This window comes from Pseudomonas sp. TWR1-1-3 (genome assembly GCF_049896805.1).
In the GTDB taxonomy this organism is placed as follows: domain Bacteria; phylum Pseudomonadota; class Gammaproteobacteria; order Pseudomonadales; family Pseudomonadaceae; genus Aquipseudomonas; species Aquipseudomonas bubulae.
The window spans coordinates 217,162-230,418 of record NZ_JAFCUZ010000005.1; the positions used below are offsets into that span (position 1 = coordinate 217,162).

11 protein-coding genes are annotated in these 13,257 nt (G+C 59.4%); 6 read left to right on the forward strand and 5 right to left on the reverse strand.

Translation table 11 applies throughout. The annotated features are described in order from the left end of the window. The first annotated feature begins 94 nt into the window (after positions 1-94). From ACP7BE_RS19430 to ACP7BE_RS19445, 4 genes are all read left to right on the forward strand, one after another. Positions 95-427 carry a DMT family transporter gene (locus tag ACP7BE_RS19430; protein WP_095000929.1) on the forward strand — a complete coding sequence of 111 codons (333 nt, stop codon included), beginning with the start codon at positions 95-97 and terminating at the stop codon, positions 425-427. A 124-nt stretch (positions 428-551) separates the two neighbouring features. After that, positions 552-1,727, forward strand: coding sequence for an NAD(P)/FAD-dependent oxidoreductase (locus ACP7BE_RS19435; RefSeq protein WP_095017691.1), 1,176 nt, complete (start codon positions 552-554; stop codon positions 1,725-1,727). Continuing rightward, a complete protein-coding gene (locus tag ACP7BE_RS19440) occupies positions 1,724-2,536 on the forward strand; it encodes an aldo/keto reductase (RefSeq protein ID WP_095000927.1) in 813 nt (270 codons plus the stop codon). Before ACP7BE_RS19435 ends, ACP7BE_RS19440 begins: the two co-directional genes overlap by 4 nt. 41 nt (positions 2,537-2,577) lie before the next feature. Next, on the forward strand, positions 2,578-3,534 hold the full coding sequence (locus ACP7BE_RS19445; RefSeq protein WP_095000926.1) for a metal ABC transporter ATPase: 957 nt from the start codon (positions 2,578-2,580) through the stop codon (positions 3,532-3,534). 110 nt (positions 3,535-3,644) lie between these two features. Here the strand turns inward: ACP7BE_RS19445 and hldE are convergent, their stop codons facing one another. Both hldE and msbA read right to left on the reverse strand, forming a co-directional pair. Next, a complete protein-coding gene (gene hldE, locus ACP7BE_RS19450) occupies positions 3,645-5,066 on the reverse strand; it encodes a bifunctional D-glycero-beta-D-manno-heptose-7-phosphate kinase/D-glycero-beta-D-manno-heptose 1-phosphate adenylyltransferase HldE (RefSeq protein WP_095000925.1) in 1,422 nt (473 codons plus the stop codon). A 167-nt stretch (positions 5,067-5,233) separates the two neighbouring features. Next, entirely contained in the window at positions 5,234-7,042 is a 1,809-nt protein-coding gene (gene msbA / locus ACP7BE_RS19455) for a lipid A export permease/ATP-binding protein MsbA (protein WP_095000924.1), read from the reverse strand. A gap of 157 nt (positions 7,043-7,199) precedes the next feature. On the opposite strand from msbA, the gene ACP7BE_RS19460 reads away from it, so the two are divergent. Then, on the forward strand, positions 7,200-9,065 hold the full coding sequence (locus ACP7BE_RS19460; protein WP_095025245.1) for a bifunctional O-antigen ligase/aminoglycoside phosphotransferase family protein: 1,866 nt from the start codon (positions 7,200-7,202) through the stop codon (positions 9,063-9,065). Positions 9,066-9,067: 2 nt separating this feature from the next. Next, the gene (locus ACP7BE_RS19465; protein ID WP_232527670.1) at positions 9,068-10,276 is read left to right on the forward strand and encodes an acyltransferase family protein; all 1,209 of its coding nucleotides are present in this window, start codon (positions 9,068-9,070) and stop codon (positions 10,274-10,276) included. 14 nt (positions 10,277-10,290) lie between these two features. Here the strand turns inward: ACP7BE_RS19465 and ACP7BE_RS19470 are convergent, their stop codons facing one another. The 3 genes from ACP7BE_RS19470 to ACP7BE_RS19480 are packed head-to-tail and all read right to left on the reverse strand — an operon-like array spanning position 10,291 to position 13,204. Further along, positions 10,291-11,175 carry a glycosyltransferase gene (locus ACP7BE_RS19470; protein ID WP_095017695.1) on the reverse strand — a complete coding sequence of 295 codons (885 nt, stop codon included), beginning with the start codon at positions 11,173-11,175 and terminating at the stop codon, positions 10,291-10,293. After that, on the reverse strand, positions 11,172-12,323 hold the full coding sequence (locus ACP7BE_RS19475) for a glycosyltransferase family 4 protein (protein ID WP_426106931.1): 1,152 nt from the start codon (positions 12,321-12,323) through the stop codon (positions 11,172-11,174). The genes ACP7BE_RS19470 and ACP7BE_RS19475 overlap by 4 nt, the downstream gene beginning before the upstream one ends. Further along, complete coding sequence (locus ACP7BE_RS19480; protein WP_170943714.1) at positions 12,320-13,204, reverse strand: DUF6625 family protein; 885 nt, start codon at positions 13,202-13,204, stop codon at positions 12,320-12,322. Before ACP7BE_RS19480 ends, ACP7BE_RS19475 begins: the two co-directional genes overlap by 4 nt. Positions 13,205-13,257: the final 53 nt, after the last annotated feature.

Below are 13,257 nucleotides of genomic sequence, written 5' to 3' on the forward strand. Positions count from 1 at the left end.
CCTACCCTGTCGCAACCAGAACGCACTACACACTTTCACAACTACTAGAATGCCTTGCTGCTAAATTGCCCCGCTCCACACTCAGGACTCCACCATGAACGCCTACTATTACCTGGCCATTGCCATTTGCGCCGAAGTCATCGCCACCGTCTCCATGAAAGCGATCAAGGGTTTCAGTACACCGCTGCCGCTGATCCTGGTGATTGCCGGTTACGCCACGGCATTCTGGATGCTGACCCTGGTGGTGCGCACCATTCCCGTGGGCGTGGCTTACGCGGTGTGGGCGGGTATGGGCATTGTGATGGTGAGTGTCGCAGCGCTGTTTATCTACGGGCAAAAACTCGACATCCCGGCCATGCTCGGCATGGGCCTGATTGTGCTGGGGGTGGTGGTGATTCAACTGTTCTCGAAAACAGCGGGGCATTGAATCCAGCAACGAAAACACCACACCTCGTTCCTTCGGCAGCTGCTACGCAGGTTTACAGGCTCAGGCCAGGTTGTGGATCAGGCTGTATACTTGCGGTCTTTGTCTTTAAACGCCGAGGTCGCCCATGCCATCTGTTATTTCCACCGACGTGCTGATTGTCGGCGCTGGGGTTGCCGGCCTTTGGCTCAATGCCCGCCTGCGTCGCCAGGGCTTCTCCACGATTGTGGTCGAGCGTGAAAGCCTGGGGGGCGGGCAGAGTGTGAAATCTCAAGGCATCATTCATGGCGGCGCCAAATATGCGCTGCACGGTGCCCTGACCGGGGCGTCCGAAGCCATCGCCGATATGCCGCGCCGCTGGCGCGAAGCCCTGGCCGGCGACGGCGAACTCGACCTGAGTGGTGTGCGCCTTCTTTCCGAAGCCCATTACCTGTGGTCGCCGGGCACCCTCGCGGGCAACCTCACCAGCTTTTTTGCCAGCAAGGCCGTGCGTGGCCGGGTCGATCAGGTCAAGGGCGACCAGTTGCCCCCGGCCCTGCAAGATCCACGTTTCAAAGGCAAGGTGTATCGCCTGGCGGAGCTGGTAGTCGACGTCCCGAGCCTGATCGAGCGTCTGGCGGAGTTGGCGGGGGATGGCCTGCTGGCCGGGCAGGTGATTGAACCGCTGTTTGACAACGACGAACTGATTGGCCTGCGGGTCGACGGTCTCGAGATTCACGCCCAGCGTATTGTGTTCAGTGCAGGTGGCGGCAATGCCGAGCTGCTGGCCAGTGTCGGCATCAGCGTTCCGGCCCAACAACTGCGCCCGCTGCATATGGTGCTGGTCAAGGGGCCCAGCCTCAAGCCGCTGTACGCCCACTGCCTGGGCGGTGGGCCCAAGCCACGCATTACGGTAACCACTCACCCCGCGGCCAATGGCGAGTGGGTGTGGTATCTGGGCGGTGATATCGCCGAAGCCGATGGCGTGGCTCGCGAACCTGCCGAGCAAATCGCCGTGGCGAAAAAAGAGCTGGGCAACCTGCTGCCCTGGGTTGACCTGAGCCAGGCGCAGTGGGCCACGTTGCGGGTCAACCGTGCCGAGCCTGCGCAGTCGGGGCTGGTACGCCCGGACAACGCTTTTCTCTCGGACCAGGGCCGTCTGCTGGTCGGCTGGCCGACCAAGCTGGCACTGGCACCGGACTTCTCTGACCGGGTGCTGCAAGCGCTGGAGCACGACGGAATCAAACCGGGCAATGCACCGGCCCTCCCTCCGCTGCCACGTCCACCCCTGGGAAAAACCGCGTGGGAGCAACTGTTGCCATGAGCCAGCCAACCCTGCACGACTTCCATCGCCCGCTGGGCAGTACCGGCCTGCTGGTTTCGCCACTGGGGCTGGGCACCGTCAAGCTGGGCCGCGACCAGGGGGTCAAGTACCCCAGCGGCTTCAAGATTCCGGATGATAACGAAGCGCAGATGCTGCTCAAGCTCAGCCGCGACCTGGGCATCAACCTGATCGACACCGCCCCCGCCTATGGCCGCAGTGAAGAACGCCTTGGCCCGCTATTGCGTGGTCAGCGCCAGGACTGGGTGATCGTCAGCAAGGTCGGCGAAGAGTTTGTCGACGGCCAGTCGAGTCACGACTTCAGCGCTGCGCATACCCGCCACTCCGTTGAGCGCAGCCTGCAACGTCTTGAAACGGACTTTATCGATCTGGTACTGGTGCACTCTGACGGCAATGACCTTGCGGTTCTCAATGAGTGCGAGGTCTACGAGACCCTGGCCGAACTCAAACGCGAGGGCAAGATTCGCGGTTTCGGCTTGTCGGGCAAAACCGTTGAAGGAGGGCTCAAGGCCTTGGAAACCGGTGATTGCGCGATGGTCACCTACAACCTCAATGAACAGGCCGAGCGGCCGGTGATCGATTACGCCGCGGCCCACGGCAAGGCCATTCTGGTTAAAAAGGCGCTGGCCAGCGGGCATGTGTGCTTGAGCCCTGGGGTCGATCCGGTGCGCGCCAGCTTCGAACTGGTGTTTGGCCATCACGGGGTTGCCAGTGCTATTGTCGGCACCATCAATCCGCTGCACTTGGCCCATAACGTGGCGACCGTTGCGCAGGTTCTGCGTAAAACCTGAAGCCGCCGACGCGGCCGACCCCGACGCAAGGAGGAGCCGACATGCCGCGCATGCTGATCCGCAAGAACCCCAGCGACTTCAAAACCCTGCCGTTATTTGTCGAAGCCACGCCAGAGGGCTTGAGCTATCAAAGCATCGGCATGCCGTTGAACTTCGCGCAGACCCTGCTAAAGCGCCGCCCGGTCAAGGTTGCCGATAATGAGCGTTTTTCGCTGGAGCTGGCCAACCTTGGCGTATCCGTGCGACTGACCATGAGTTGGCAAGGTCGCGACTACTGGGTGCTGGTACGTCAGCGTCGTCAGGATCGGGGCGATGTGGTGCTCAAGCTGATCTCTGGTTACGTGCCAGCCCACGAGGTCAGCCTGCCCCTGCACACAGCCATCCAGGAGATTGCCGAAGAGTGCCTGCTGGAAACCCCCGAAGGCTGGCTGAGCGGGCGGTTCAATGAAACATGGCTGCCTGCGCCCTACGCCGCCGCGCTGCATTACCGCGAGGCCATGCCCTTTCGCCTGACACCCCTGTCCGGTGCGACACGGCCTGTAAGCTGTGGCAGCCAGCCCTTGCTGGAGCGGCCACGGACCTACGTGCACTTGCCGACAGCATCGCTGCAACTGATTTACGACCTGCGTCTGGAAGTGCCCAAAGAGGCCAAGTCCCTGAGCCTTTTCCATGTCGAAGAGCGGCTTGAAGGGGATCAACTGGTAGCGCGGCTGGACCGCAAGCGCCCGGATCTGTACCTGATCCCGCTCACGGAAGGCCGGCCCTGCGCCGAGTTATACACCCTGAGCAAAGACCGTCTGCAGCCTGCCAGTACCCGTGGCGTGCGGCTGGCCGAGAGCTTTGCACCGCAGGACGGCTGGGTGGTCCATGACGAGCGGATTCGCTGGAAGGATTGGGTTCGGCAACAGGGTTTAACCCCGCCCAAACCCGAGTCACGGCTCAAGCGCCTGACCGGCAAGGCGCGGCAGATATTCAGGAAGGTGGTGAAAAAGTCTTAGATACACATGTGGGAGCGGGCTTGCTCGCGATTCAGACAACTCGGTTTTTCAGTTAGACCAAGTCGACCCGATCGCGAGCAAGCCCGCTCCCACAGGGGGTGTGCGGTCGATCACTGACCGCGAATTTTCTCGACAATAGCTGTGGTCGAGCTGTTTTCAACCAGCCCCAACACTTTAACCGTACCGCCATAGGCGGCCACGATATCGGCGCCAACCACCTGATCGATGCCGTAATCACCGCCTTTGACCAGCACGTCAGGCTTGACCTGAGCCAGCAGATTTTCCGGCGTGGCTTCAGGAAAGCTGATCACCCAGTCCACGGCGCCCAGACCGGCCAGTACAGCCATGCGACGGTCCACACTGTTGATCGGGCGACCCGGGCCTTTGAGGCGGCTCACCGAAGCATCATCGTTGACTGCAACGATCAAACGATCGCCCTGGGCCCGCGCTTGCTCCAGATAAGTCACATGCCCGGCATGCAAAATATCGAAACAACCATTGGTGAAGACGATTTTTTCGTTGTGCGCCCGCGCATCTTCGATGGCCAGCAACAGCTGATCGAGGCTCAGCACACCACGCTCCGACCCTTCTGAGCGCTGGATCGCCCGGCGCAGCTCCGGCGCGCTGATGGCTGCCGTACCCAGTTTGCCGACCACAATACCCGCCGCCAGATTGGCCAGGGCCACGGCGTGGGGCAGTTCCTCACCGGCAGCAATGGCTGCGGCCAGGGTTGAGATGACGGTATCGCCAGCCCCTGTTACGTCAAACACTTCTCGGGCACGGGCCGGCAGGTGCATGGCGGCAAAGCCCGGACGCAACAGGGTCATGCCATGTTCGCCACGGGTCACCAGCAAGGCACCCAGGTCCAGATCTGCCATCAGCTTGGCGCCCTTGGCCACCAGGTCGGCCTCGTCGGTGCAACCACCGACGATGGTTTCAAACTCACTGAGATTTGGCGTAATCAGGCTGGCGCCACGGTAGATCGAGAAATCCTTGCCCTTGGGATCGGCCAGCACCGGAATGCCCCTGGCACGTGCGGCCTGGATCAGCACCTGATGGTTTTTCAGGGCACCCTTGCCGTAGTCGGACAGCACCAGCACCTTGATGCCTTCAAGCAGGTTTTCAACTTCAGCACCCAACGCCAGGGCGTCGGTGGCAAACGGTTCTTCGAAATCGATACGCAGCAATTGCTGGTGACGGCTCATGACCCGCAGCTTGACGATGGTCGGCTGGTGCGCAATACGCTGGAACAGTGCACGAACACCCGCACCCTTGAGCCGGTTGGCCAGGCTGTCGGCGGCTTCGTCGTCGCCGGTCACCCCCACCAGCGAGGCAGGCGCGCCCAGTGCAGCGATGTTGAGCGCAACGTTGGCAGCGCCGCCCGGGCGGTCTTCGATTTGCTCGACCTTGACCACCGGCACCGGCGCCTCAGGGGAAATCCGTGAGGTCCCGCCATGCCAATAACGGTCGAGCATGACATCGCCTACCACCAAGACAGGGGCTTGATCGAATCGCGGCATGGACAACTTCATGGACAACCCACATACAAAATGAACAGGGGCGCGATATTAACACAGGGTGAACGCAGGTCAGTTCACGGTATTAATCGCAGCGAATGAGAATCAGACATGAGCTACAAGACTCAAGATGAAGATTCCCCGTGGAGGCAGGCCTGCCTCCACAGGTATCAGTATAGGCCTCAGGCGATATCGCCGGAGACCTCAGGCGCATCAAGCCCCATCGAGTGCAAGCGTGCGTAGTAACCGTTTTGCGCCATCAGCTCGGCATGGGTACCGCGCTCGACAATCTGGCCCTGATCCATCACCAGAATCAGATCGGCTTTCTCGATGGTGGTCAGCCGGTGAGCGATCACCAGCGTGGTGCGACCTTTCATGACGTGGTCGAGTGCCGCCTGGATATGGCGCTCGGACTCGGTATCCAGCGCCGAGGTGGCCTCATCCAGGATCAGCAGCGGTGCGTTTTTGAGTAACGCCCGGGCAATTGCCAGACGCTGACGCTGACCGCCGGAAAGCAGCACGCCGTTCTCACCGACCTGGGTGTCCAGGCCTTGTGGCAATTGCTCGATAAAGTCCATCGCGTAAGCATCACGCGCGGCTTTTTCGATGTCGGCACGCGGGGCACCCGCCAGGTCACCGTAGGCAATATTGTTGGCCACGGTATCGCTGAACAGGGTCACATGCTGGGTTACCTGGGCAATATGACGGCGCAGGTTGAGCAGACGGTAATCTTCGATTTCAACGCCATCGAGCAGAATTTCGCCCGCTGTGTGGTGATAGAAACGCGGGATCAGGTTCGCCAATGTCGACTTGCCACTGCCGGAACGCCCCACCAATGCCACCATTTGCCCCGGTTCGGCCGAAAAGCTCACGTCCCTGAGCACCTGACGGTCGGTGTCCGGGTAGGTGAAGCTCAGATTGCGCACTTCCAGACGGCCAGTGACGTGGTCGCGCTCAACAGTGCCGGTATCGACCTCCGGTTTCTCATCCAGCTGTTCAAAGATGCTTTCGGCACCCGCTACACCCTTCTGGATCGTCGAGCTGACTTCAGACAGCTGACGAATCGGCTTGGGTAACAGGCCGGCCAGGGTAATGTAGGCGATCATGTCGCCAGGCGACGAGTCACCACGAAGGTAAAGCACCAGGAACATCAGGATGCCCATAGCTACATAGATGACCAGTTGCAGCATCGGGGTATAGATAGCCCCGGTGCGGGTCATGCGCAGTTGCTTGTCGGTGTTGCTCTGGCTCGCCTGCAGGAAGCGCTTGCGCTCATACGCCTCACCGCCAAAGCTGCGCACAACGCGGTAGCCCTGGATGGTTTCCGAGGCAACGTGGGTTACGTCACCCATCGCAACCTGAATCTTCTTGCTTTGCTTGCGGAATTTTTTGCTGGCTGTGCTCACCATGACCGCAATCAGTGGCAAGATCGCGACCATAACCAGCGTCAGGCGCCAGTTCATCCACAGCAACGAGCCAAACAGGAACACGACTGTCATGCCTTCACGGATCACCACCTTGATCGCATCGGTGGCAGCACCGGTGACCATGGTCACGTTGAAGGTAATACGGGAGATCAGATGGCCCGAGTTGTGCTTGTCGAAATAGCGGTTGGGCAAGACCAGCAGGTTGTTGAACAGCTGAACCCGCAAGTCGTGTACCAGGCCCAGGGAGACCTTGGCCAGGAAGTAGTTGCCCAGGAAGGATCCCAGGCCCTGCCATGCGGCGATCAACACAATCAGGATCGGCACGACCTGCAACAGGCGCAGATCACGCAAATAGGGAACGGAAGGAAACAGCACTGCGTCCGGATTGGACAGGCCATCGACGAAATACTTGAGGATGTAACCAAGCATTGGCTGGGTCGAAGCGAAAATAAGAAACCCGACGATACTCAGCAGGAACAGGCCGACATAAGGCCGGACATAGCTGAGCAGGCGCAGATATATCTTCAAGCTCGATTCGCTTGTGCTGGGGCTGGATTCGGTCATATCACGCGGCGGTTAGTAAAAAAGGAAGCTGACTTTATCACAGCTTCTCTGGTGTACTGACTGCCGCTTGTAGCCCGGCCTCGTGGGGCAGTAAAAACGACACTACAGGGCCAGTGCGCTAGTATGGCCGTCCAAAATCTGGAACGAACCTTTCAGCATGCAATTGAGCTACTTAAATTATTCAAAACAACGGGTGTTTGATTTCATTTGCCTATGGCTGCTGCCTGTCGGCCTTTTATTACTTTTATCCGACCTTTATTTTCTGCCTGGACGAAGCCTGCATCACAAACTGTATTACGGGCTGTTCAGCATTCCGACCCTGATTGCCCTTGTCTTGCGGCCCAAAGAACTCCGGGACATCTTGCGTGAACCGTTGATCGCAGGCTTCCTGCTGTTTGCTGCCTGGGCCATGGTCAGCCTGATCTGGAGCAACACCGAGGAGAGCATTCTCGGCCTGTTCAAACCCCCGCTGCACCTGTTCATGCTGTTCGCGGGCGGTACATTGCTGGTCAAATACCGCAGTGACAGCCTGCAGCCGGTCATTTTTGGTGCCGCAGTCATTGCCCTGGTCGCGACCCTGTACAACCTGTACATGTTCTACCCCAACCATGATCCGCAACTGCGGATGATCGGAGCCGGTGCGTTCGACAATCCGCTGCTCAGCTCCCACGCATTCGGGTTCTTTTGCATCTACTGGCTAACCCTGGGCATGACCTGCAAGCGCCCGCCAGCCCTGTTTGTGGCCATTCCCGCCTTTGTCATCATGTTCGTCGCGCTGATCGCCACCGGTTCCAGAACTCCACTGGTGGCCATCGTGATGGCTATGGTCTGGCTCAGCTTCATCTGCTGGAACCGGCGCTCGCTGGCCCTGATCAGTATGCTGGCCATCGGCAGCGTGGTGGTGGCGGCACTGTTCTGGGACATGCTCGTCGGCCGTGGCAGCTCGTTCCGCTTTGAACTGTGGCAGATGGCGCTGGACTTGATCGGGCAAAGCCCGTGGATCGGCCATGGCTATGACGCGCACTTGTCCCTGACGCTGTCCGAGCACCCCGAGTACCCCCTGAGCGAGCCCCATAATTTTTTCCTGGGGGTACTTTTCTACGTCGGTTTGCTCGGCCTGCTGCCCTGGTTGTTCATGCAGGCCTGGGGCCTGTACAGCAGCTGGCGTCACCGCGTGCAGCCGTTGTTCATCCTGGCCTCCGCCTGGCTGGTATACGGTATCGGTGCCGGCCTGACCGAGGGTGGAGGGATCATCTCGCGCCCCAAGGAACACTGGTATCTGCTGTGGATCCCGCTGGCCCTGATCGCCGCACTGAATATCGGCCTGCGCCTCAAGACCCTGCGCGACAGGCCGGTTCACCGCCTGTCCGATGCCGCCTTCAATACCCTTGCCAGCCATGCCCAGGTGATTGAAGAAGATGGCTTGGGGCCCAAGGTGCTGCGCCTGCAAAACGGCAACTTCCTCAAGTTGTTCCGCGCACGCCGCTGCTATACCTCGGGCAGCTTCAACCCTTATTCGGAACGTTTTGCCGTCAACAGTGAGCGCTTGCAGGCGATGGGCATTCCCGCGCCGAAAATCCTCGACCTGTTTCAGTTGCGCAATGGCAGCACTGCCGTGCTGTACCAACCACTGCCCGGCCAGACCCTGCGCCAGGTCATGCAGTCGATGGGTTCGCCGGCCATGCGCCAGGCCCTGGTCGAGCGCTTCGGCAAGTTCCTGGCGATCCTGCATGACAAGGGCGTTTACTTCCGCTCACTGCACTTGGGCAATGTGTTGTTGATGGACGATGGCGAGTTCGCCCTGATCGATATCGCCGACATGCATCTTTATCCTTCGGCACTGCGCATAGCCCTGCGCCAGCGCAACTTGCGGCATATGCAACGCTACCCCGAAGACCGTCGCTGGCTGTTCGAAGAGCAACTGCCCGAACTGCTGCAAGGTTATGCCACCCTGGCTCCCGCCCCTGCCGTTACAAGCCTGCGCAACCAGGTTATGGCACTTGCTCAAACCAACGCGCCTTGAGCCTGGACAGCAGTAACCCCTTGTGGGCGGTGCTGGCCTATGGCCTGGCGATCATGACGTCAGCATTGCTGCTGCGGTGGTCGCCGACCATCCAGCGCAATCTGGAGCACTCAGCTCAAGGCCGCTATAGCAGTGTTGATGGCTTGCGCGGCTATTTGGCCTTTGGTGTGTTCATTCACCACACCGCCATTACCTGGGTGTTCCTGCATACCGGGGCATTTGAAATGCCCTCGACCCGGTTCTACGCCCAGATCGGCCTGGCCAGCGTGGCCTTGTTTTTCATGATCACGGCCTTTCTGTTTTGGGGGCGTTTGCTCGAGAAAGGCCGTGAATACGACTGGCTGGCCTTCGCCGTGTCCCGGGTTTTCCGCCTGTACCCGCTATATTTGCCGCTGATGCTGCTGGTGATTGTCAGCGTGTTCTACATCCAGGACTGGACACTCAAGGACACCCCGCTGGAGATTGCCGGCCAGATACTGGCCTGGCTGTTTTTTGATCGCCCGGACATCAATCAATTCCCGCAAACCGGCGGGCTGATTGCCAACGTCACCTGGACCCTGAGCTACGAAGTGTTCTTCTATATGGCGTTGCCGCTGTTCGGGATGGTGTTTCTGTACCGCAGCGACTGGCGACAGACTGCACTGTGCCTGATCGCCATCTATGCGCTGTATCAGGTGGTAGGTTGGGAGCACTCGCTGAAAAAGCACATTCTGATGAGCTTTCTCGGTGGCGTGGCCGCGGCGTACTGGGTACGCACGCCCAGGCTGCTGGCCTGGAGCCGGACGCCCGTTGCAGGGGTCATTGCATTGGTTGTGCTGATGGCCGTGCTGACCCTGTTCCGCAAGAGCTTTGCGTTCTTCCCGCTGCTGTTGCTTACCCTGGCGTTCTCGATCATCGCCTCCGGGCATACGCTGTTTGGCGCATTGGCCAAGCGCAGCATTCGCTGGATGGGTGAAATCAGCTACAGCACCTACCTGTTACACGGCTTCCTGATCTGGCTGATGTTGCAACGCCTGCCACTGGGGCTGCCACTGGATACCAGAGAGCCGCTGGTGTTCCTGCTGCTGGCGGCCCTGAGCAGCTGCCTGCTGATTGTGCTCAGCAGCCTGAGCTTCCTCTACATCGAGAAGCCGGGCATGGCCGCAGGCAAAAGGGTTGTGCGCCGACTGCGCCGGCGTACCCGGACAACCTCACAGGTCGAGCCGGAATAACCCCTCGCACGCCGTCAGTCTTTTTCCAGGGGTGAGAAATACAGCCGCCCCAGCCCACGCCAGGTTTTGCCCGTCCAGCGCTTGAACGGAATCTGCGCCAACAGCTCGCGAGCCAGGGCACGATTGCGGTTGGCCGTTTTCAGGAACATGGAATTGAGGAACTTGTAGCGCACCTCGTCGTACAGCGGGTGATCGCTGAACTGGGCATAAATGCGCAGAATGCTGTCGATCATGAACCGGTGGTTCTTGTACGAGTTGGTCGCGTGCTTGCGATAGCGCGCCATCACCACGTTCAGGCCGTCGATAAAGTACCCTGCATGGGTAATCTTCAGCTCGATATACAAGTCTTCCAGGCGAATGCTCGGGTCAAACCCCCCCACCTTGTCCAGTGCTTCACGGCGGATCATCAGGGTCGGCGCAGGCGGATACGGTTTGCGCTCCAGGAACATGTCATCGAAGTCCAGGCGCCGGAACGGTACATCACGGCGCTGGCGTTTTTCCGGGAACAGGTTGCCATTGGCATCGATCAACTCGATATTGCCCGCGCAAATCCCCACTTCCGGCTTGCCATCCATGTAGGCAACCTGCACCGCGATACGGTCCGGCATCATGATGTCATCGGAACCGAAGGGCACGATCAGGCTGCCCTTGGCCCGGGCAATCGCACCATTGAGGGTATTGGTCAGGCCCTGGTTCTGTTGCACTCGAAAGTCGAAACCATGTACCGCCTGCAAACGCTGGATACGCTCCACGCTGTCATCAGGCGAGCCGTCATCGATCACCAGCAATTCGATATTGGGATAAGTCTGATCCAGAACGCTCTGGATGCTTTGTTCTATGTAGGGCCCGTGGTTGTAGGAGGCGATGATCACCGTCACCAGGGGTTGCGAGTCAGTCATGGGTGTTCCTTACGGGCCTGGCGCAGGCCCGAGTCGATCAGGTCCAGATACTCCTGGCGGAATACCTCAATGTCGTGGTTTTGCTGCAAGTAGCGGAACGCCTGCTCGCCCTTGGTTCGCAAAGCGTCGTCCGACAGGGCCAGGTACTCGTCCAGCGCTGCGGTAAGCGTTGCCACGTCGCTGGGCTTCACCGCCAGGCCACCCGCCCCTTCAATCAGCGGCAGCATGGCCGGCACATTGCTGGCGATCACCGGCAAGTGCCCACTCATGCCTTCGAGCAGCGCCAGCCCCAGGCCTTCGGCCAGTGAAGGCATGGTCCAGATATCAAAAGCACGCACGTACTGCAGGGCGTTCTCCTGGAAGCCCAACAAATGCGCACGACCATCGAGCCCCAGTTGCCCGATCTGCTCGCGCAAACGCGACTCCTCGCGGCCGGCACCAATAATGGCCAATTGCGCGTTCGGGTATTTGTCTTTCAATGCCGCGAAGGCTTGCAGCAAAAAGCGGTGGCCCTTGATAGGCACCAGACGTCCCAGCGCGCCGATCATCCGCGCATCCTGATCGAGGCCGAGCTTTTCACGCGCCTGCTGGCGTGGCAGCTGCAGGGCTTCGGCCTGCTCGATATCGATGGCGTTGGTGATCGCGTAAGTATTGGCGTCGGTGAAACCGCACTGGCAGTCCAGCAGGTACTGTTTGACCGCAGGCGACACGCCGACAAAGCGCCAGTGCTTGTCGATCAGGCGCTTGGCCTGGCTGCGCCGGTAAAAACGGTCGTACTCGCCAAACCCGTGGGAAATACCCACGCACAGCGGGATTTTCAGCCAGCGGTTGAGCTGCAGCATCATGTTCACCGGCTTGAAGCGGTTGCAGATCACCACATCAAACTGCTCTTTGCGGCAGAACTTGTACAACGCCCACATGGCGCGCAACCGCATGCCCTTGAGCGACTTGTCGCTGAACTCGAAATACACCGAGTGGTCGGCCTTGCTCACTGGCTCGCCCGGCCCCGGGCGCCCACGCAAAAAGGCCGCCGTGATCTCGTAATGCTCACGGGGCAATGCGCGTACGATCTGCTCGGCGAGGTCGGCAAAGTCATGGGACTTGACGTTGTAGTCGGGCTGCAATTGCAAAACCTTGGAACGCTTCATAACTCTCCCCGGTGAAATCCGGTGGCATCAATAACCCAGGCAGGCTCTGCCGCCAGACGCTGGATTGCAACTGGATCGGGAGCAGGCAGCTTGGCCCACTCGTTACGCTTCCAGCACACGAAGTGAAAGTAAGGAAAGGTGTGATCGCCGTCACGATCGTTTTTCAATATGCCGTTTTTCCAGAACCACTTGCCCGGGAAATTTTCCGTGCCGTCATGCCACTTAATGCAGCCGCCGGGGGTACTGAAGGCCTCGGTAAACTCACTGGTGCGACGCAGCGGGTTGAACTTGCCCACCAGCTCGAACAGCGGTTTGGGCAGGTTCTTGCGCCACAGGAAGATCCGGCTGAAGGCACCTTCATCCAGCGCATGATGCTGATTGTCAGTAAAGCGCTGCTGCCAGTCCTTTATCCGCATGAACAGCTCGCGCTTGCATGACGTATTGCGCATCAGGCACAAATGCCCCGCGACCCGGCGTTCGTGGGTTGAAAACAGGTCATAGCGGGCCAGCCGCTCGGCGGTGAAATAACTGCGCAGGTCTCCGTACACCAGATCAATATCGCCGAAGGCCCAGAAATCATAGCCCTGCAGACGATCTTCGTGGATATAGCCCAACGCCGGCTTGATATCGCACAGTTTATAAGCCTCTTTGGGTGCGAAATTGATCTTCAGGCGCTCAGAAACCTTACGGCAATAGTCGGTAAAGCTGATCGATTCAACGGTCACATTGGCCGGCAGATTTTCAGGTACCCCACAGTCGCTGAAAAATAGCCAGTTAATATCGGGATTGTGCCGACAGCTTTCTAGGAAAAACGGCATCCAGAACGGCCACCGGCCGAAGTACGGGATCACAAATAAAATACGCGGTGATGGTTTTATCACAGGGAACTCAATGTAAAGGTCGAGATTAGGGTCAATGCTATGACCGCTTTTTA